The sequence below is a fragment of the Nocardioides sp. LS1 genome (assembly GCF_003865225.1).
GTDB lineage: Bacteria > Actinomycetota > Actinomycetes > Propionibacteriales > Nocardioidaceae > Nocardioides > Nocardioides ginsengisegetis.
On sequence record NZ_BIFF01000002.1, the window covers coordinates 1,683,739 to 1,703,526 of the forward strand.

At 72.8% G+C, this 19,788-nt stretch carries 13 protein-coding genes; 3 read left to right on the top strand and 10 right to left on the bottom strand.

The features are described from left to right. The first annotated feature begins 43 nt into the window (after positions 1 to 43). Positions 44 to 3,715 (top strand): hypothetical protein, encoded by a 3,672-nt coding sequence (locus EJF31_RS21890; RefSeq protein ID WP_185736235.1) that lies wholly within the window; start codon positions 44 to 46, stop codon positions 3,713 to 3,715. A 108-nt stretch (positions 3,716 to 3,823) separates the two neighbouring features. On the opposite strand, the gene EJF31_RS12775 is transcribed toward EJF31_RS21890, so the two are convergent. After that, positions 3,824 to 5,446, bottom strand: coding sequence for a phosphodiester glycosidase family protein (locus EJF31_RS12775; protein ID WP_125037393.1), 1,623 nt, complete (start codon positions 5,444 to 5,446; stop codon positions 3,824 to 3,826). After that, on the bottom strand, positions 5,443 to 7,344 hold the full coding sequence (locus EJF31_RS12780) for a glycerophosphodiester phosphodiesterase family protein (RefSeq protein ID WP_260430813.1): 1,902 nt from the start codon (positions 7,342 to 7,344) through the stop codon (positions 5,443 to 5,445). Before EJF31_RS12780 ends, EJF31_RS12775 begins: the two co-directional genes overlap by 4 nt. 166 nt (positions 7,345 to 7,510) lie before the next feature. On the opposite strand from EJF31_RS12780, the gene EJF31_RS12785 reads away from it, so the two are divergent. Next, positions 7,511 to 9,583, top strand: a complete 2,073-nt coding sequence (locus EJF31_RS12785; RefSeq protein WP_125037394.1) for a Calx-beta domain-containing protein — start codon at positions 7,511 to 7,513, stop codon at positions 9,581 to 9,583. A gap of 65 nt (positions 9,584 to 9,648) precedes the next feature. On the opposite strand, the gene EJF31_RS12790 is transcribed toward EJF31_RS12785, so the two are convergent. The 4 genes from EJF31_RS12790 to EJF31_RS12810 all read right to left on the bottom strand — a co-directional run bounded on the left by EJF31_RS12790 (position 9,649) and on the right by EJF31_RS12810 (position 16,830). After that, positions 9,649 to 12,048, bottom strand: a complete 2,400-nt coding sequence (locus EJF31_RS12790) for an SCO7613 C-terminal domain-containing membrane protein (protein WP_125037395.1) — start codon at positions 12,046 to 12,048, stop codon at positions 9,649 to 9,651. 728 nt (positions 12,049 to 12,776) lie between these two features. Continuing rightward, the gene (locus EJF31_RS12795) at positions 12,777 to 14,120 is read right to left on the bottom strand and encodes an MFS transporter (protein WP_125037396.1); all 1,344 of its coding nucleotides are present in this window, start codon (positions 14,118 to 14,120) and stop codon (positions 12,777 to 12,779) included. Positions 14,121 to 14,241: 121 nt separating this feature from the next. After that, positions 14,242 to 16,242, bottom strand: a complete 2,001-nt coding sequence (locus EJF31_RS12800) for an Ig-like domain-containing protein (protein WP_185736236.1) — start codon at positions 16,240 to 16,242, stop codon at positions 14,242 to 14,244. 141 nt (positions 16,243 to 16,383) lie between these two features. After that, the gene (locus tag EJF31_RS12810) at positions 16,384 to 16,830 is read right to left on the bottom strand and encodes an ester cyclase (protein ID WP_125037399.1); all 447 of its coding nucleotides are present in this window, start codon (positions 16,828 to 16,830) and stop codon (positions 16,384 to 16,386) included. A 131-nt stretch (positions 16,831 to 16,961) separates the two neighbouring features. Here EJF31_RS12810 and EJF31_RS12815 point away from each other — a divergent pair, with 131 nt between their 5' ends. After that, entirely contained in the window at positions 16,962 to 17,186 is a 225-nt protein-coding gene (locus tag EJF31_RS12815) for a hypothetical protein (protein WP_125037400.1), read from the top strand. A gap of 134 nt (positions 17,187 to 17,320) precedes the next feature. On the opposite strand, the gene EJF31_RS12820 is transcribed toward EJF31_RS12815, so the two are convergent. The 4 genes from EJF31_RS12820 to EJF31_RS12835 form a co-directional block, all read right to left on the bottom strand. Continuing rightward, entirely contained in the window at positions 17,321 to 17,713 is a 393-nt protein-coding gene (locus EJF31_RS12820; RefSeq protein WP_125037401.1) for an ANTAR domain-containing protein, read from the bottom strand. Further along, positions 17,713 to 18,015, bottom strand: a complete 303-nt coding sequence (locus tag EJF31_RS12825; RefSeq protein WP_125037402.1) for a hypothetical protein — start codon at positions 18,013 to 18,015, stop codon at positions 17,713 to 17,715. The genes EJF31_RS12820 and EJF31_RS12825 overlap by 1 nt, the downstream gene beginning before the upstream one ends. A gap of 151 nt (positions 18,016 to 18,166) precedes the next feature. Then, positions 18,167 to 19,066, bottom strand: a complete 900-nt coding sequence (locus EJF31_RS12830) for a PAS domain S-box protein (RefSeq protein WP_185736237.1) — start codon at positions 19,064 to 19,066, stop codon at positions 18,167 to 18,169. 90 nt (positions 19,067 to 19,156) lie between these two features. Next, the gene (locus EJF31_RS12835) at positions 19,157 to 19,783 is read right to left on the bottom strand and encodes a class F sortase (protein WP_260430814.1); all 627 of its coding nucleotides are present in this window, start codon (positions 19,781 to 19,783) and stop codon (positions 19,157 to 19,159) included. Positions 19,784 to 19,788 lie beyond the last annotated feature (5 nt).

Sequence of the window (19,788 nt, forward strand, 5' to 3'; positions counted from 1 at the left end):
CCCATGATGCCGGGTAGTCGCGCCCGCCCACGGAGGAGCCTGCATGCGCCACGTCAACAGATGGATCCTGATCGCCACCGTCCTGGCCCTCGTGGTGGCGGGGGCCCTGTCGGCCCTGGCCCTGCGGTCCGCCGACCGCGCGGGGCGCGACGCGGAGGCCTCCGGCTCCTGCGCGAGCGGCTACCAGCCGGTGCTCGCCGCGATCACCGAGGTCCGCTCCGAGATGCGCAACGAGCGCGCGTCCGGCGGCGAGGGCGACGCGGAGGCCGAGGCCGAGCAGGAGGCCGAGCGCGAGGCCGACGCTGACCACGGGGAGTCCGGCCTGGACCCCGAGCTGGTGCGCGAGGCCGAGCGTGAGCTCCCGATGCTCGCCGGCACCGACCCGGGTGACTGGGGACATCTCTGCGTGCGCAGCAAGCGGCCCGAGTCGCTCAAGGAGCTCTCCGCGATGTTCGGCGCGCGGGCCATCTCCCGCCTCGCGCCCTACGGCGCCTACCGGGACGGCGCGGCGGTCAACGCGGCCCGCGAGGCCGCCGCCCTGACCCCCGGCTCGGTGCCCGGCACCGCCGGCACCGCACACCAGTACGGCAAGGGCCCGCTCGTCGTCGACGACCCGGCCTACCCCGAGGTCAACGGCCTCGGCCTCTCCCACGACATGGGGCGCATCGACTCCTACGTCTACGACGCGAAGGCCGGCCGGCTGTTCGCCGCCGTCGGCAACGGCGGCATCTGGCGCTCGGACGACAAGGCGGCCACCTGGCACAACGCCAACGGCAACCTGCCCACCACCGTCACCGGCGCCGTCGGCTGGTCCCCGGCCCGCGGCGGCACCCTCCTGGCGCTGACCGGTGAGCCGACCTTCGGCTCCTCGGCCTACACCGGCCTGGGCGCCTACTGGTCCGGCGACCTCGGCAAGCACTGGACCCGGTCCAAGGGCGTGCCCTCCGGCGCGCTCGGCTTCGCGATCGCGGTCGACCAGGCCAACCCACAGCGCGTGTACGCCGCCACCCAGCTCGGCCTCTTCGGATCGACCGACGGCGGCCGCACCTACCGCAACCTCAAGCTCCCGACCGGTCGCTGCACCGGCGTCACCGACTCCGTGACCCACCCGCGCTGCGCGCTGCGCAACGTCGTCACCGACGTGGTCGTCGCGGCCCCCGGCGGCGAGGGCACCACGACGAAGGCAGGCACCGTCGTCGCGACCATCGGCTGGCGCGGCGGGCAGCGGAAGAACCAGGACGGCACCGTCCAGAGCCCCCGCAACGGCGTCTACCGCTCCGGCACCGGCAAGCCCGGCACGTTCAAGAAGCTGGCCGTGACCGGATTCGCCGCCCAGGACGCGATCGGCCGGGTCGAGCTCGGCAACGCCGTGGGACCCCAGCAGGACCACGACGTGCTCTACGCGCTGGTCCAGGACGCCAACCTGCTCAACAACGGCGGCGTCTCGGGGATCGACGTACCCGAGGGGGCGAAGCCGCCGGTCGGCAGCACCGTCCTCAACGGCCTCTACGTCTCCAGCGATTTCGGCGCCACGTGGAGCGAGCTGGCCAGCGGCACCCAGCTCGCCGGGGACCCGACCACCGGCTCGGCCCTCGTCGGCACCGGCACGGCGACCGGCTACCAGCCGGGCGTCCAGGGTTGGTACAACCTCTGGGTCCAGCCCGACCCCACCCGCCAGGACGCCAACGGCATCCCGACGCGGCTGGCCTTCGGCCTCGAGGAGATCTGGACCAACGAGTCGACCGGTGTCGCGCAGCCGCTCGACGGCAGCACCCCGGTGCACTTCCGCGTGGTCGGCAAGTACTTCGGCGGGAGCTCCTGCCTGCTGCTCTCCACCGGACTCCCGACCTGCCCCGGCGACCGTGAGCCCACCGACAACAACAACACGACCCACCCGGACCAGCAGGACGGCATCTGGTTCGCCGACAAGTCGGTCCAGGGCGGCGTGCAGCTCGTCGTCGGCAACGACGGCGGCTCCTACCGCTACCAGTTCGAGAACGACGACGACGCCGAGCTCGACAACTCCCACTGGGGCAAGGGCAACCAGACCGGCTTCTACACGCTGATGCCCTACTTCGCCGCGATGGCGAAGGACGGCACGGTCTGGGGCGGCCTGCAGGACAACGGCAACCTGAAGATCGACGGCAAGACCCGCAAGCAGTACGAGACGTACGGCGGCGACGGCTTCTTCAGCGCGGTCGACCCCGACGACTCCAAGGTCGCCTACGAGGAGTACACCAACGGCGCCGTCTCCGGCACGTCCGACGGTGGCACCTCGTGGAAGGACATGGACCCGGGCCTGACGTCCTCGAAGTTCTCCAACCCGTTCCAGATGGACCCGCTCGACAGCGACCACCTGCTGACCGCCGGCCGTGAGGTCGTCGAGACGCTGGTCGGTCCCCGCACCGACGCAGGCATGACCGACGCGGCCTCCTCCGACGGCAGCACGACCACGTGGATCAAGGTGTTCGACCTCGGCACCCGCAGCCACCCGGGCGACGCGTCGGCCACGTCGTCGGCCACCGACCCGGACAACTCGATGTCCGCGGTCGCGGTCCGGGGCAACGCGGAGTACGTCGGCTACTGCGGCTACTGCGACACCCTCAACAAGCTGTCGACGTCGAAGACCTACTTCAAGAACGGCCTGGCCACCAACGTCGGTGGGTCCAAGCCCGGCAAGAAGGGCAAGGCCGACGGCTGGCACGTCGTGCCGGCCAAGGGCCTGCCCAACCGCTACATCACGTCGGTCGCCATCGACCCGAAGGACAAGAAGCACGTCTTCGTGACCCTCGGTGGCTACACGCGGCGCTGGCTGCCGCCGGGTGCGGTGGGAGACGCCAACAAGCAGATCGGCACCGGCCACCTGTTCGTCTCGAAGGACGGTGGCCGCACGTTCCGCAACGCGACCGGCAACCTGCCGGACGCGCCGGCGACGTGGGTCTCGATCCGCGGCAAGCAGCTGCTCGTCGCCACCGACGTCGGCGCGTTCGCCTCGGGCCCGCGCGGGACCACCCAGTCGACGCCGAAGTTCGCCCGCCTCGGCGGCCTGCCGAACGCGCCGGTCGCGAGCATCACCACCAAGCCGGGCAACCCCAACAAGGCGGTGCTGGCGATGTTCGGCCGCGGCGTGTGGACCTACGACTTCGCCAAGCGGATCCCGGTCCCGGTCGACCCGGGCCCGCCGCCGACCCCGACTATCGGCCACGAGTACGCGCACTGGGACTTCGAGAGCGGTGCCCAGTCCTGGACCGCCGACGGTGTCCCGCTGACGTGGTCGCAGGGCTCACCCGGCCACGGTGCCGACGCGGCCTCGGACGACTCCGGCCAGGCCTGGGCCATCGCCGGCCCCACGGGGTACGTCGACAACATGGACGCCTCGCTGACCTCCCCGGCCACGGCCGGGACCGGCGGCGCGACGGTCGTGGAGTGGTGGATGAAGATGGACACCGAGGGCGGCTTCGACCCGGTCTCGGTGGAGTGGTCCTCCGACGGGACGACGTGGAAGCAGCTGGCGGAGTTCTCCGGCAAGAACCCCGCCGCCCCCGGCTGGTCGCGCTACGCCCTGAAGTTCACCGCCCCGGCGGGGAACGTCCAGGTCCGCTTCCACTTCACTTCCGACTCCCTCTGCTCGGCGATCGGCGGGCCGCTGTGCTCCTCGACGTCCGGCTGGGACGGCGTGCACGTCGACGACGTGCGCCTCGGCGCCGCCGGTTGACCGCTGGTTGAGGTGCGAAGGCCCCCTGGGGGCCTGAGCCTCGAAACCCGGTGAGACGAGCAGCGGCGGTGACCCACGTGGGTCACCGCCGCTGTGTTGTCGCGATGGTCAAGGACGGATCAGCAGCGCGTCCCCGACCGGGCGCTCCCCGGTGGCGTCCGAGGGGTGCGAGATGACCTGGCCGTCGACCACCATCGTGGTCGAGCCCCCGCCGTCGAGGTTGATCGCATCGACCAGTCCGAGCGACTTCGCCACCGCAGCGGCCTCGGGGCCGGAGAGGCCGAGGTCCTGGTCGGTGCGCCCGTCGACGGTGATGAGCACGGTGCGGCCCTGCCCGTCGATGCCCGCGATGGTGCGCGGGTTGCGCTTGATGAACCAGCCGTAGGCGAAGCTCGGGTCACCCGGGTGGACGAACCCGTCGCGCCTCTGGGTGATGTCGATCCTCCCGTCGCGCACCAGCATGGGCCCGCCGTTGGTGATGGTGGTGCCGCGCGGGGTGGCGATCGGCTGGCCGCTGGACTCCAGCCGGGGGTGCAGGGAGACCTGGTCGCCGACCCTGACCCCTGCGAGGAGCGACACGTCGTCACCGGTCGCCTGCACGGTCGTCTGACCGGGGGCCAGCGTCGTGCCGCGCGAGTCGCGCACCGCGGTGACCACGCCGTCCTCGACGACGACCTCGCGCCCCGCGCCCGGCGGCGTGGACGCGGCGTACTCACGGGTGAAGGCCACCAGCTCGCTCCCGTCCGTGCACGTCGTGTCGTGCAGCGGCAGGTCGGTGGGGGAGTCGGTCGCGTCGCCGCCGCAGTTGCGGATCAGCCCGGGCACGCGGTCCATGCCGTCCAGGTCGAGGGATCGCCCGTCGACCTCGGCGGTCCCACCCCACACCAGACGCCGTACGGCGCTCCCGCGGGCGTCGTCGTGCAGCACGAGCGCCGGGCGGTCGTCGGTGGACTCCGAGACGATTCGGCCGTCGTAGACGCCGGCACCCGCCGGGTCGCCGGGCGCGCCGGCGGCCGGGTCGAGCACGAAGAAGCCCGAGTTGATCGCGGCGGTCGCGCCGCCGGCGTGGGCCAGGTCGGAGGTCTTCTCCCGCTGGTAGAGGTCGGGGCCGAACGACCCGCCCAGGTGGCCCGAGAACGTGCGCGGGTCGATGCGCAGGACGTTGACGTGCCACGGGCCGCGGTCCGAGGCGTTGCCCTCCCAGCCCGTGTAGACCGACGACGCGGTCTCGCCGGCTGCGACGAGGCGGGCCTTCTCGGCGTCCGCGTCGGCCTTGGTGGTGAAGCTGCCGACGCGCACCCGGTAGCCCAGGACCCCGGCCGCGACGTCCGCGGTCTGCGGCTGGCGCACCTGCTCGACCCGGGCGATGAAGCCCTGGCCAGTCAGCCGGTCGGCCTCCGCACGCGCGCTGGCCTCGTCCGAGATCGCCTTCGGTGGCGCGTCCGGGTCGGGGGACGTGCTGGTCGCGGGGATCGCGACCTCCTCGGTCCAGCGCAGGCTGGGATCCGTGCCCCCGCGGGTGATCCGGGTCAGCGTGACCCCGGGCTGGAGCGTCGTGGTCGTGCGCGACTCGGGCAGGTCGGCCGGGCCCAGGTCCAGGTGCCCGGTCGTGCCCCCCGACGTCCCGGCGACCGCAGGGCTGACGCTCCCGGTCGTGCCGACGGCCGCGACGGCGAGCCCGCAGGCGAGGGCTGCGGCAGTGCGCTGGACGGTCCTCCTCCGGCCGGTCATCGGGTGAGGAACTTCTGCAGCCCGGCGAGGTCGTCGGTGTTGATCTGGTCGACGCCGACCTTCACCAGCTCCGACCACAGCGCGGTGCGCGAGGCGCCGGCCACGTCGTTGGTGGCCCAGAAGCGCAGGCGGTAGCCCTGCTGGTGGGCGCGGGCGACGATGTCGCGCAGCTTCTGCTCCTCGGCGGCCGGCATCGGGCCGGTGCCGTCCCAGGTGAAGGTGTTGGTCCAGTTGTCGCTGACCAGCGGCATGAACGACGGGGACGTGCCCTGGTCGAGGTCGGCCAGGCGACCGTCGTAGCCGGCGTACCGCGTGGGCTGGGCGAGCATCGCCGCGCGGTCCCGGTTGCCGCTGATGACGGCGCTGACGGCGCCCGGCTTCGTCGAGGAGGGCGTGTACGTCGTCATCAGGTTGGGGTGCTCGCGCAGGACCCGGTCGATGGCCGGCCAGGTCGTCGACGCGTCGGACTTCACGTCGACGAGCAGCTGGAAGTTGCCGTGCCAGCCGGGGTACTCCGTGCCGCCGTTCATCTTCCGGCGCGCCTCGAGCGGAGAGAGGTAGAGGCTCTCGAGCGTGCGGCCCGGGACGACCTGGTCACGGTCGTGCGCGACGAGCAACTGGCCGTCGACCAGCCAGACGTCGGCCTCGACGCTGGTGAAGCCGTGGTCGAGGGCGTCGGTCAGCGGGTGCCTGTGCTCGTAGTCGTTGTGCGCGTGCGCCTGCTGGAGCGGCTTGGCCTGGCGGGCCGTGCCGTAGGCGCGCGGGAGCTCGAAGCCGCGGTCGGCGAGGACCTCGCGGAGTCGGTCGGGGTAGTCGGTGATCATCCCGTCGACGCCGTCGTCGATGAGCTTGTTCATCGTGGGCTTGTCGTCGACGGTCCACGGGATGACCTTGATCCCCGCCGCGTGCGCCTCGTCGACCATCGCGCTGGTGACGTAGGGCTTGTAGCCGGGGTCGGTGACCTTGCCGTTCTGCGGGAAGCCGTGCACCGGCGAGAACGCCGCGGCGCCGAACGAGCTGATCGCCTTGATTGGGTCGTCGTCGTAGTCGTCGATGTCGAGGCCGCCGAGCCACGGGGACTTGCCGGGCTGGTCGACCTGGAGGAAGTCGTAGTTGGTCAGGGCCACCAGCGGCAGCCGCGGGTCGACCTGGCGCATCCGCATCAGCGAGCCCCAGTCGAAGCTCTGGATGGTGACCTGGGGCGCGATGTCGGCGGCCCGGATCTCGTGGTCGGTGACCTGCACGAACTGCTCCATCGGAGCGGTCTCGCTGGGGGCGCCGGCCTCGACCTTGGTCTCGACGTTCAGCTTGAGGCCGTTGGCGTGGTACGCCTTGACGAGGTCGAAGACCTCGCTGAGCAGCGGCATCCGCTCGCCGGGGGAGGCCTGCTGACCGGGGAAGTCCGGCAGCGTCTGGCTGCCGCAGTCGAGCGTGCGCACCTGGGCGAGGCTCAGCGTGTTCACGTACTTCCCGACGTAGGGGTACTCCGGGTCGCCCGGCGTCGCCGGACCGGTGTCCTGGCACTTCGAGCCGTTGACCTTGCGGTCGTGGGTGACGACGGCCTGGCCGTCCTCGGTGATCTGGACGTCGAGCTCGAGGGTGCTGACGCCCAGCCGGATCGCCTTGTCGAAGGAGGCGAGCGTGCTCTCGACCGTGAGGCCGATGCCGCCGCGGTGGGCCTGCACGTCGAACGTCGGCCTGTCGGTGGCGGCCTGCGCGGCCGCGGGGTGGAGGGGGGCGACGAGGGCCGCGCCGAGGAGGAGGGCGGCGGCGCCCGAGATGTTCCGAGATGACATGCGCTCGACCATGCGCAGGCCGTCGGACCCCGCGGTGAACGGCTGCCGGACGCCGGGCGACCTGCGCGTGGAGAGTGCTGCGGGGAGCGTGGGATGGCTCACACCCGCATTCGAAGTGTCGTCCGGAGGTGTGTTAGGGGTGGAGTTACCCCACGACGGGCCAGCAGCGGCAACGTCTTGACGGTTCGGCATCTCGGAGCCAGAAGCGTCCACACCGGGATGTCGGGAACGAGCGCATTCGACGCATCAACCGACACCAAGGAGATCCATGACTTCCCCCCTTCGCGGCCGCCTCAGCGTGCTCGCAGTCGGGTCGCTGGTCATCGCCGGCGTCACCGCCCCCCTCAGCAGCACTGCCTTCGCCGACGGCGACCCCCGGCCCACGTCCACCGTCACCGGGCACGCCGACTGGGTCGAGCAGGCCTACGAGTCGAGCAACGGTGGCGCCGACCTCGACCCCCAGCAGTCGGAGGTCGACGGGCCCCAGCGCACGCCGTTCGGCACGGGCAGCCACCAGATCGACATCGGTCAGTCCACGGTGCAGACCGAGCTCTACCGGACCCCGAAGTACGACGGCACCGCGCTCTCCGAGCTGACCCGCCTGGAGTACTCGACCTTCGCCAAGCGCACCTCCGGCACCGGTGACCTCCGGCAGCCGACGTACCTGCGGCTCAACGTCGACACCAACGGCGACAACGAGCGGGACCACAGCCTGTACTTCTTCCCGGCCGACAACGTCGACCGCGCCGGGCACCCGGTCGCCAACGGCCAGTGGCAGGACTGGGACGTCGACAGCGGCAAGATCAGCGTCGACGGCGACGGCGGGCCTAGCGCGACGACGACCCTGGCCCAGTACGCCAGCGACAACCCGGGCGCCAAGCTCGTGAACAACGACGGGGGCAAGGCCGACGGCGGCGCCCTCGCGCTCGTCACCGGCGGCAACGACGCCGGCAACGCCGACCCGCAGAACAACGGCCGGTACGACGTCGACCGGGTCATCGTCGGCCAGGCCGGCGTGGACACGCTGTTCGACTTCGGTCCGGACAGCGAGACCAGCGGTGCCACCAGCCAGCAGACGGTCGAGCCCGGGCACGACCAGGGCTGGGCCTCGCAGGCCTACGACAACGTCAACTACCTGACCTCCGACCAGCAGTTCGTCGAGGGTCCCGGCAACCCGCCGTCCGGTGGGGGCAGCCTGCGGATGACGTTGTCCAACGACACCAACCCCGACCGCGTGGAGCTCTTCCGCACCGCGCAGTACGACGGCACCCGGCTGCGCGACCTGCGCACGCTCGACTTCGGCACCTACCAGCGGCCCGACAGCGGCAACGCGACCCCGCAGCAGCCGGTCTACGCCCGCCTGAGCCTCGACGACAACGGTGACGGCCAGCGCGACACCAGCCTGTTCTACTACCCGGCCAACAACGGTGCGGTGCAGCAGAACGCGTGGCAGAAGTGGCACGCCGCCGAGGGTGTCTGGGGCGTCGACGGCGACCCGGGCCCGCAGCAGAGCGTGACGCTGGACGACTACCTCGTCGCCCACCCGGACGCGACGATCGTCAACAACACCCCCGGTGGCAACGCCGACGGCGGTGGCCTGTCGTTCCTCGTGGGTGGCAGCGGCACCGACACCCAGATGAACGGCCAGTACTTCCTCGACGACATCACCGTCGGCAAGGTCGACGCGGCCACCGGCCACACGAAGACCAGTGACGAGTTCGACCTCGAGCCCACCGCGCCGGCGGTCTCGGTCGGCAACACCCGGGTCTCCGAGGGCAACAACGGCGCGACTCTGACGTTCCCGGTGACGCTGGACAGCACGTCCGGCAAGGACGTCACGGTCACCTACGAGACCGCTGACGGCACCGCGAAGGCCGGCAAGGACTACACCGCCACGAGCGGCGAGGTCACCATCCCGGCCGGCCAGAAGACGGCCACGATCAGCGTGCCCGTCATGTCCGACAAGGTCCGCGAGGACGACGAGTCGCTGACCCTGACGCTCGGCTCGCCCGGCTTCGGCACCATCGCCGACGGCACCGCGCGCGGCACCATCGTCAACGACGACACCCGCGTGGGCCTCAGGGCGCTGCCGGCCAGCGACGGCCGCGTCCGCGCCAAGGTCGACACCCTGCCCGCGGCGCCGCACGCCGGCGTCAAGGTGTTCCGCGTCGTCGACGGCAAGGCCGTCCCGGTGTTCTCGGGTGAGCTCAACAGCCTGGGTCGCCTCGACACGGTGCTCGACAAGCACTACAAGCCGGGCACCAAGGTCACGCTGTACTCCTTGGTCGTGACCGACAACGGCACCTACAAGTCCAAGCGGGTCACGCTCGTCACCGGCTGACGACACCGCAGGACACCCGCGAGGGGCGAGCCGTCCGGCTCGCCCCTCGTGCTGTCAGCGGGGTGTCAGCGCAGCCGGGCGAGGTACGCCGTGGCCTGGCGGATGTCGTGCAGGCGGCTCTCCCACGTCACCCCGACGACGGTCAGCAGGGTCCCGGCCAGCCCGATCAGCACCCATTGCGGCGTGTTCGCGGTGTACGGCGCCACCTCGCGCAGGGCCAGCAGCCCGCCGACCAGTCCGCCGACGACCAGGGGCGAGCCCCACCGCAGCCGGACCCCGATGAGCACCAGCGCGAGGCAGCCCAGGCCGAGCAGCACCGCCCGCCACGAGACCGGGTCGCCGGTCACCAGCCACAGCAGCGAGGGCGTCGTGGCGAGCGCCAGGCCGGGCGCCAGGGCCGTGGCCGTGCTGCTGTCCGGCAGTCGGCGCAGCCGCCACAGGCCGACCAGCACCAGCGCGACGGCGCTCGGCAGCGTGTAGGCCTCGGGGGCCGTGACGCCGAGGTCGGCCAGCCGGACCCACGTGGCAGCCGCGAGCAGCAGCCCGCCCAGCCACGCCACCGGACGGCGCGACGGGTGCACCAGCGCGGTCGCGGTGACCAGCGCGCCGGCCAGCGTGAGGTGAAGCGCGAGCGAGGTGTTGGGTCGGCCGGCCGCCTCGATCGCCGGCGGCGCTACGAGCAGCACGGCGAGGGTGGCGGCCGCCTCGATCTCGACGCGGGGCAGGGCGATCGCGAGCAGCCCGACGACGAGCAGGACCGGCGCGGCGCGGTAGGCGGTGTCCACCGAGACCGCCTCGGCCAGCGACCAGGCCAGCCCGGCCAGCGACAGCGGCAGGACGGCACCCGCTGCGGTCTCGCCGCCGGGGAAGCTGCCGCGCAGCAGGCACCAGGCGGCCCCGACCACGACCACCGCCGTGGCGGCCGCGGCGAGGCCGGCGCTCGGCAGTGCGGCAGCCACGCCGAGCAGGGCCACCAGCCCACCGACGGCGGTCTGCTGCGCGCCCCGGCCACCCGCCCGGCGTACGCCGTCGGCGACGAGGAGCAGCCCGACCGCCGAGAGGCAGGCGACCACCGTCCAGAGCGGGACCGCGAAGAGCGCGAGGGTCGTGGTGGCGGCGAGGGCGACGACGGGGACGGCGGCCAGGCCAACCGTCCGGCGCAGCCGGGGCCCGACCGTCGCCGCGGCGGCCACCACCAGCCCGAGGACCAGCGGGACGAGCAGCAACCGGTGCGTCTCCGGTGTCGCGGCGACCAAACGGACGCCCGCGGTGCGGGTGAAGGCATCGCCCGCGGACACCACGTTGTCCGCCGCGACCGCGACGAGCTCGAGGGCACCCGCGAGGACGCCGAGGACGGCGAGCGCCAGCGGGGCCAGCGGCACGGCCAGCCGCTCACGACGTACGACGGCCGCGACCCCCGACCACACGAGCACGGCGACCAGGCAGGTCAGGGCCATCCGGGTCATGCCCTCGGCGAGCGTCGGGAGCGCCACGACGGTGCTGGCGAGCACCGCGGCGACGGCCGCCGATGCGTTGGTGACCACCCGGCCCGGTCGGAAGGCCAGGGGGAGCAGGGCGAGCAGGGCCGCGGACACGAGGCCGCCGGCGTGCCCGTCGAGCCACAGCGCCCGGACGGACGCGTGGTCGCCGGCGTCGGAGAGCCCGGACAGGGCGAGCCCGGTCCACCACGTGCCGGCGACCGCCGCCGACGCGACCCCGAGGGCCGCCGCGCCGACGCTGCGGCCGAGCACCACCAGCGCGGTGGCCGCGAGGACCACGAGGACGGCGACGACGTGGTCGTGCACGGTCGAGCCGAGGGCGCCGACCCCGGCCACGGAGAGCCCCAACGCCGCCACGAGCTGCGTCGCGACGAGACCGGCGCGGTCGGCGACCACCATCGCCAGCGCGCCCGCACCCAGCACCAGCCCGACCACCAGCGTCAGGCCGTGGACATCGAGGTCGCCGAGCCAGCCCGCGTTGTCGGCGCCGACCACGTCGAGTGCCAGCAGGCCGAACGCCACGACGGTCAGCGCCTCGCCGGCCACCCGCAGGTCGCGCCGGGCCAGGCGGTTGCCGAGGGCGCCGCTGAGCAGGGTCAGGCCGACGAGGATCGTCGTACGCCCCCCGACACCGAGCCAGGACCACGCGACGGCCAGGAAGGTGATGGCGGCGACCAGCAGGCACAGCGCTCCGAGGCTCAGCAGGATCCGCGGCACCGACGCGCCCGCGAGCCCGCGGCGACGCGCGATGGTGGGGGTGGGATTGGCGGGGAGAGCCGGGGTCGGGGTCAGGTCGATCGTGGCCCGCAGGTCGGCGAGCAGCTGGTCGGCGGAGACGAGCGTGGCGAAGAGCTGGCTCGCGAGCGGGTGGCGGAGCGGCAGCCGGCACTGCGGGCAGGCGTCGGGGTCGACGGGCAGCAGGAAGCCACAGTCCGGGCAGCGGGTGGGGTCGGCGTAGCGAGGCATGCGCTCATTGGGCCCGACGGGGGCCCTGCGGGGGAGCGAAACCGTGCTCAGGTCCAGATGAGTACGTCGACTCAGCCTGTCGCCCGCTTCGCGGGCGGGTTGCCGCTGCGCGGGGCTGCCTTCCCGGGACGTCGGGCTCCGGGGTGGGGCCGGCGTGCCGCTCCCGCGGGACGCGAGGCACGTCGCTTGGGCGGACGCGTCGCCGTCCAGGCGGTTTCCTTCCGGGCCGCCGCGCGGCGCCGCGCACGCCTTTTATGCGACGCGCCTCGGCCCCGCGTGCGCGTCCCGCCGTTCCCGGGCCGTCCCCGGGCTCTCGGGCGGGCGGGGTTGAAGGGCCGCCAGCTGACCCGTTCCGGGCTGACGCGGAATGTCCGTCGTCTTGCGGCAGCGCAGACCGGGTGGTCGACCGACCCCTTCATCCCCGCCCGCCCGGTGGCCGGGAAGCAGCCGGGACGGTGGGGCGCGGACGGGGACCCCACGCACGGCGCGTAAAAGTCGTGCGTGGCGCCGCCCCAGCGGACCGCAACCACGGCGGGCGCCGGGGGCGGCGACGCGTCCGACCCTGCGACGTGCGTGGGGTCCACGGGAGCGTCCCACCGGCCCAGCCGGGTGGAGGAACCCCCGGGGAGGCAGCCCCGCGCAGCGGAATCCCGCCCGCGAAGCGGGCGAATGCCAACGAGGGGCGGACCCCTGGTCCGCCCCTCGACGTGTCCGGCCGTGCCGCTGTCTCAGGCGGCGACCGTCTCCCGGTGCCGCGGTGCGGTCGCCGAGCTCGGCTCGGCCGCCTCGTCGACCTGCAGGTCCCGACCGAGTGTCTCGGGCAGGAACCGCGCGCACACCAGGCTGACGAGCGCGACGCCGACGTTGTACGTCGCCACCAGCCAGAGATCTCCACCCCCGCGGGAGACCAGCCAGGCGGCGATGAGCGGCGTGAAGCCCGAGGCGACGATGCCGGACATCTGGTAGAGCGTGCTGAGCGCCGTGTAGCGGTAGCGCGTGTCGAACAGCTCGCTCCAGAACGCGGCCAGGGGGCCGTAGACGACGCCGTAGATGACGCCCAGCCCGCCGATGAAGGTCGCGGCCACCGCCCAGGTCTGGCCCGTCTGCACGAGCCAGGCGGCGGGGAACGCGAAGAGCAGCGCGACCACGGTGCCCGTGTTGTAGATCGTCTTGCGGCCGAACCGGTCGCTCAACCGGCCGGACACGACCACGAGTCCGACGCCGAGGGCGGCGCCGGCCATGATCGAGTAGAGGACGGTCTGCTGGGAGACGCCGACGTTGGTCACGGCGTAGGCCAGCAGGTAGACCGAGAAGAAGTTGAACGTGAAGCCCTCGATGAAGCGGGTGCCCATGCCGAGCAGCAGCCGGCGGGGCTGGCGGCGGAGCAGCTGGCCGACGGGCATCGCCGAGACCTGCTTCTCCTCCTGCACCTGGGCGAAGGCCGGCGTCTCCATGACGCTCATCCGGATCCAGGCGCCGATCGCGAGCAGGACCACGCTGACCAGGAAGCAGGCGCGCCAGCCCCAGGCGAGGAACGCTTCGTCGGGCAGGCGGCTCGCCAGGGCGAACGCGCCCGAGGCGAGGAAGAGCCCACCGGGGACGCCGATGTGGGCGAAGCTGCCGAAGAAGCCGCGACGGCCCTGAGGGGCGAACTCGACGGCGAGCAGCACGGCACCGCCGTACTCGCCGCCCACGCCGATGCCCTGGAGCACCCGCAGCACGATGAGGAGGACCGGGGCCCACACGCCGATCCGGTCGTACGACGGGAGCAGGCCGATCGCGGCGGTGCCGAGGCCCATGATCGCCAGCGTCCAGATCAGCATCTTCTTGCGGCCGATCCGGTCCCCGAAGTGGCCGAAGAGGAAGCCGCCGATCGGTCGGGCGATGAAGCCCACCGCGAAGGTGCCGAAGGCCGCGAACTGGGCGGCCGGGCCGTCGAGGCCGTTGAAGAAGAGCTTGCCGAAGACGAGGCCGGCGGCCGTGCCGTAGAGGAAGAAGTCGTACCACTCGATGGTCGCGCCGACCGCTGAGGCCAGAGCCACCTTCCGGGGTGAGGCCGGTCCGGTTGCCATGCGTGAGCTCCTGTCGTACGGGGCAGTAGTCAACAAAACAACCGAAGTCGATCATATTACTACTTATTCACACAAGGAGAGTCCGACGTGGGGTGCGCCACGCGCGAGCGGGGCCAGGGGCTCAGTGCCGGGCCACGACCTCGGCGCCGACGTAGTTCCACTGGTCGGCGGTGGGCGCGGTGTCGCGGATCGTGACGAGCCGGTGCGCCGTCGTGGGGCGGGTGAGCGCCTGCACCCAGAACGTGTCGCCCGCGGCCGTGTCGAGCCACTGCCGGCGCACGATCTGACCCGACACCGGAGTGCGCGCGACGGCGGCGTCCCAGTCGTTGCCGGCGGCGAGGACGAGCGACCCCTCCTGGACCGCGGGGACGTAGAAGTCCGGTGCCCCGCTGGGCGCGCCGGCCGCCGCGGCGACGCCGACCCGGGCGCCGTTGCGCACCGAGATGACGCTGAGCATCCCGTCGTAGCCGGGCGTCGCGGGGGTGGCCGTGACCGTCCGCGAGCCGACCCGCGCGGTCGTCCGGGCCGCCCAGATCTCCGAGACCCCGGACTGCGAGCTGCTCCGCTTGACCAGGTGCCAGGTCAGGCCGGCCCCCGACACCTTTGCCGACTGGCCGTCGGCGCCCGCGGGACCGTCGTACGACACGAGGGCGAGCAGCACCTCGCGTCGGTAGGAGGTGGACAGCTTCGGTGTGGTCAGGCTGTCGGAGCCGCGGGCGACCACGGAGACGTCGATGCTGAGCGGCTTCGGCGGGGTGGTGGGCACGACCTCGACCCGGATGGTCCTCGTCGTGGCGTTGCCCCGGGTGTCGACGGCCCGCGCACCGAGGTGGTGCGTGCCGGCGGTCGTCTCGCGGCTGTTCCAGATCACCGTGTACGGCGGTGCGGTGCGGGCCGCCTTGAGGGGCTTCCCGTCCAGCAGGAACTGCACGTGGTCGACGCCGCTCGCGTCGACCGCCCTGACCGCGACCGCGACGCGGCCGCCCACGGTGCTGCCGGCCTCGGGGTCGGTGAACGTGACCATCGGACCCGCGTGGTCGGGGCCGCTGCTGTTGTCGACCGTGATCGCCCGCACCGGCGAGGTGCAGACACGACCCGCGCCGGTGGTCACCCGGGCGGCGAGCCAGTGCTGGCCGTCGACGACCGTCCCCGAGGCCCAGTCCACGGCGTACGGCGCCCCCGCGGTCGTGGACCCGACCGGGGTGCCGTCGACGAGGTAGCGCACGCGCGCCGGGTTGCCCGCCGACGTCGTCGAGGTGAGGGCGACCGTGCCCGAGACCGTGTCGCCGCCGGCGGGTGACACCAGCTCGCTGGTGCAGGGCGTGGTGTCCGGCTCGGTGGTCGTCCCGACGGTGACCGTGCCCTGGGACAGGGTCACCAGCACGTCGGTCTCGTTATTGCTCTCGTCGGACTCGACGAAGTCGTTGTTGGGGTCGGACATCGCGCGGAACCAGTACGTGCCGTCCGGGACGCCGTCCAGGGGCACCGACTGGCCGGGGTCGCGGTAGTCGTACTCGTCGGCCCCGCCGACCGACAGCCCCCGCAGGGTGGTGGGGTCCGCGCAGCTGCCCCACCAGTCGTGCCCGACGCCGGCGTGCTCGAGGGAGTCGTCGTAGATGTAGGAGTCGGAGATGCAGAAGCCGACCTTGGGCGACATCGTCACGGCGGCCCCGACGCCGCCGCCGGGCGCGACCTCGAAGAGGCCGAACGTCGCGAGCGGGAAGTGGAAGTGGCCGTGCTCGGCGTGGAACGTGAACGCGTCGGCGATCCGGCGTTGGTCCACGACCGACCAGGTGTCCCCGGCGTCGTGGGTCATGAGCTGCTGGTGGCCGAGGTAGGTCCCGGCGGCCTCGGAGTAGGACGGCTCGATCCGCAACGGCCCCTCACCCCGGTTGAAGACCAGGTGCGTGTAGCGGAACTCCCGCCCGTCCGGGCCGTCGACGATGGAGAAGGAGTCGGTGGGGATGACCGTGGTCAGGTCGGGCAGGTGGACGGTGCCGGCGGGTGCGGCGTCGGCAGGACCGCCAACCGTGGTGCTGGCGCAGGCGAGGGCGGCGGCCGTGAGGGCCGCGCAGCCCAGGGCTCCGAGACGGCGGGAGCGGCCGCCGGGTGCAGTCGTCATGACTCCCCATGCTGGCGGGGCGTGGCGGTGGCTCGCAGCCGCTTGACCCGGCGTCCCCGATGTCGGGTACGACGGGTGGGACAGGGTGCGGGCGGTGACAGGTGTCGGTGTCGTGTCTGGTTCGGGAGTGGTGGTGGTGCGCTACTGCTGCGTCGATGCGGCGGCCTGCCCGACCCCGAGCCCGAGCTGGGACATGAGCGATCCGGTGTCGAAGTAGGTCCGCTGGGTCCGGACCTTCCCGTCCTTGAACTCGGCGATGTCACACAGGTGCAGCGTGACGCTGCGCCCGGTCGCAGGGATCTCGCCCATGCTCGTGACCAGGGTGCCGGTGTGCGTGCCGCGTCCGGTGAACTCCACGACGACCTGGTCGCCCGAGGAGATCAGCCGGTCGATGGTGATGGTGCCGTCGGGGAAGGCGTTCGCCCACATCTGGTTGTACTGCCGCGAACCCTCCTGGCCGGTGAAGGTGTCGCCGGTGCCGACGACGGTGAGGGTGCCGTCGGGTGCCACGGAGTCGGCCATGAGGTCGAAGTCGCGCTGGTTCCACGCCTCGTAGATGCTGCGTGCGAGGTCTGCGTTGTCTGTCATGTGAGCCTCCGCTCTGACACCTGCCCGCCCTGGTCGACGCTAGACCTGTGCTCCTGCGGGCAGCAATGGACCGTTTGGGCCGTGTGCCGTCTGGGAATGCTCACGACAGCACCGAGAAGCGAGGTCCCCCGATGTTCCACTCCCGCTACCTGCCCTGTCCCGACTGCGGCGCCTCCGTCGACCGGGCCGGTGACTCCCAGCACGAGTGCTCGCCGGAGCGCCTGGCCGACTACCAGCTCTTCGGGCTCCGCGACGAGGTCGCCGAGCTCGAGACCCGGGTCCGTGACTACCTCCGAACCTCGGCAGGGCGCTTCGACGCCTGGCTCGCCGCCCGTCAGGTGCGCGGCGAGGCCTGAAGCCTCACGAGCCGGGGGGGCATGGCAAGGGAGGCAGCACCGCAGGTCCTTGACCGACCTGCGGCACTGCTCCTACCCCCCGCTTTCATCCCCCGATTTCGTCCCCCCGTTTGTTTCCCCCGCGGGGTTCCCCCCTATACCCCAGTCTCGAGCGCCCGCGCCGCGTGCACGGCGGAGGCGTAGCGCCAGCGCTTGACCATCGTGATGTCGGGCGCCGACCGACGGCTGCTCCGGCCGACCTCGCCGTCGCTCCGCGGCGCCGGCACGGGCGGCGCGACCGGGCCCGGCAGCTCCCCGCGCAGCCGCTGCTCCAGCCACCGCACGACGTGCCGGTCCTCTGGGCCGACCCGGCCCTGGCAGATGCCGCTGACCATGGCCCGGCACAGGGCCTGGAGCGTGACGCCCGCCTCGTGCGACCACTGCGTGAGGGTCGCCAGCGACTCGTAGGAGCCGTGTCCGTAGCGGAGCATCAGCACGCCCTTGGCCTGCTCGACGAGCGGGCTGGACATGGGTTCGGTTGCCGTCATCAGTTCACTCCTCGAGGTCCGGCCGCCGCGAGCTGCAGGGCGGACCAGGTCGGTCGGAACGCGCGGTCCAAGGTGGCCAGCGCGCGCTGGTCGGTGGGAGTCGGACGTTCCAGCATCGCCAGCGAGATCCGGGCCCGCAGCAGGTGCAGGGCCGCATCGTCGTCGACGTGGGCGCGCAGGTCGCGCGCCGCTGCCTCGAGGTTCCAGGACCGTCGGTCCGCGACGAGGCGCAGCAGCGTGACGGCCGCGTGGTCGAGGCGGGACCGCAGGGCAGTCCGGGAAGGTCGTTGCTGGGGAAGCATCAAATACCGTCCAGACAGTGGTGTTGAGCCACCAGTGTCTGGGGTGGTGGGCTCCCGTGATGAGGGGAACCGGCAACGTGCGTCGGACACTAGCAATGGCGTCCGGTGGCGACCAATGACCCGAACGGGTGATATCCGGGCTGGTCGGGGGTCACGGGTCGAGGGTGAGCTCACCCGCCACGACGCGGCGGCACACCTCGCGCAGGGCCAGGTGGTGCGACCGCGCGTAGCCGCGCAGGAGCGGGTACGCCGCCTCCGGGTCGATGCCGAGCTGGGCGGCGACGTACCCCTTGGCCTGTTCGATGGCCAGCCGCGAGCGCAGGGCGGTCTCGAGCTGCTCGGCCCGGGTCTCGGCCTGCTCCTGGGCCGCCCGGGCCGGGCTGGCGCGCAGGTTGCAGACCACCCCGCGCACGAAGGGGTCGTCCAGCAGGTTGGTGAGCGCCGCCTCGGCCCAGCGCCAGTCGTCGAAGGCCATCACGCGTACGTCGACCGCCGGGTGCGCACCGGGGTGGGTCACGACGTTGCCGAGCAGCCGGGCGAGCGCCGGCCGGTCCTCGGCGTGCAGCAGTGGCACGACCGAGCTGCCCACCAGGGTGTCCTGGTCCCACCCGAACAGCTGCCCGACGGCGGGGCTCGCGTAGGTGATCACGGCGTCCGAGCGGAGCACGAGGGCCGCGTCGGTCGAGCGCTCCAGCAGCGGGCGCAGGGCGGTGCCGAGGTTGGTGGAGACGCCGACGACCCCGACCACCTCGCCGTCGCGGTAGATGCCGGCGTCGGTCACCAGGGCCGGGAACATGCTGCCGTCCTTGCGGCGCACGGGGAAGCCGCCCGACCACGACGTGCCGTCGCGCAGCGCCGCCATGATGTCGGCCGCCGTCTCCTGGGCCACGTCGGGCACGCAGAGGTCGGCGATGTTCTGGCCGATGGCCTCCTCGGCGGTCCAGCCGTAGAGCTGCTCCGCGGCGGGGTTCCATGCGACGACGACCCCGAGCGGGTCGGTCGTGATCACGGCCTGGCCCAGCGCAGCAAGCTGCTCGTCCCCCGTGATCATGCGGCCCCCTCCCTGGCCCATCGTGCGCTCCTCGAGGGTATTTCCACGACACCCACTTCGGGGGAAGATCCCGAAGCGGACGGCTCCGGTCTACTCCGGCCTCGCCACGACCACGACGTTGTCCTGGTAGCCGCCGCGCGAGGCGTCGTACACGCCTCCGCAGGTGACCAGGACCAGGCGCCGGTCCCCGGCCCCGGAGAAGACCACGGACTGACGGCTGAGGTCGGCCTGCGGCACCAGCCGGACCGACGTGACGCGGTACCACTGGGACAGTCGCTTCCCCACCAGGTGGATCCGGGCGCCGGGCCGCGCGCTGAGCAGCTCGACGGCGGGCCCCACGCCCTGGGTGAAGGAGTCGACGTGGGCGGCCAGCACGATGCTGCCGTAGGGGTCGCCGAGCCGGGAGCCGCCGGTCCACCACCCGGCGCGCTGGATGTCGTCCGGGACCGCGAGGCTGCCGTCCGCGCGGGTGCCGGCCGGGTCGACGGGCAGCGTGCGGCCGCTGGGCAGCGTCACCCGGCGAGGCACCTCCGGACGGACCTGGCTCCCGGCGGCCTGCGCGACCGCCGCGGGCCGCGCCGGGGCGGCCGAGGTCGCGGCAGGGGTGGGGGCATCCTCGGCGGCGGGGGCGCCACCCGCCCCCGTCGCGCTGCATCCGGTGAGCAGCGCGGCGAGGGCGGTGAGCGTGACGACGCCCGGAGCGAGGGTGCGGCGCACCCTCA

Coding starts and splice junctions, on each gene's coding strand:
- EJF31_RS12810 (WP_125037399.1), bottom strand. CDS start 16,830: ATGACAGACAACGCAGACCTCGCACGCAGCATCTACGAGGCGTGGAAC.
- EJF31_RS12775 (WP_125037393.1), bottom strand. CDS start 5,446: ATGACCGGCCGGAGGAGGACCGTCCAGCGCACTGCCGCAGCCCTCGCC.
- EJF31_RS12795 (WP_125037396.1), bottom strand. CDS start 14,120: ATGGCAACCGGACCGGCCTCACCCCGGAAGGTGGCTCTGGCCTCAGCG.
- EJF31_RS12825 (WP_125037402.1), bottom strand. CDS start 18,015: ATGCTTCCCCAGCAACGACCTTCCCGGACTGCCCTGCGGTCCCGCCTC.
- EJF31_RS12815 (WP_125037400.1), top strand. CDS start 16,962: ATGTTCCACTCCCGCTACCTGCCCTGTCCCGACTGCGGCGCCTCCGTC.
- EJF31_RS21890 (WP_185736235.1), top strand. CDS start 44: ATGCGCCACGTCAACAGATGGATCCTGATCGCCACCGTCCTGGCCCTC.
- EJF31_RS12800 (WP_185736236.1), bottom strand. CDS start 16,242: ATGACGACTGCACCCGGCGGCCGCTCCCGCCGTCTCGGAGCCCTGGGC.
- EJF31_RS12790 (WP_125037395.1), bottom strand. CDS start 12,048: ATGCCTCGCTACGCCGACCCCACCCGCTGCCCGGACTGTGGCTTCCTG.
- EJF31_RS12820 (WP_125037401.1), bottom strand. CDS start 17,713: ATGACGGCAACCGAACCCATGTCCAGCCCGCTCGTCGAGCAGGCCAAG.
- EJF31_RS12830 (WP_185736237.1), bottom strand. CDS start 19,066: ATGATCACGGGGGACGAGCAGCTTGCTGCGCTGGGCCAGGCCGTGATC.
- EJF31_RS12785 (WP_125037394.1), top strand. CDS start 7,511: ATGACTTCCCCCCTTCGCGGCCGCCTCAGCGTGCTCGCAGTCGGGTCG.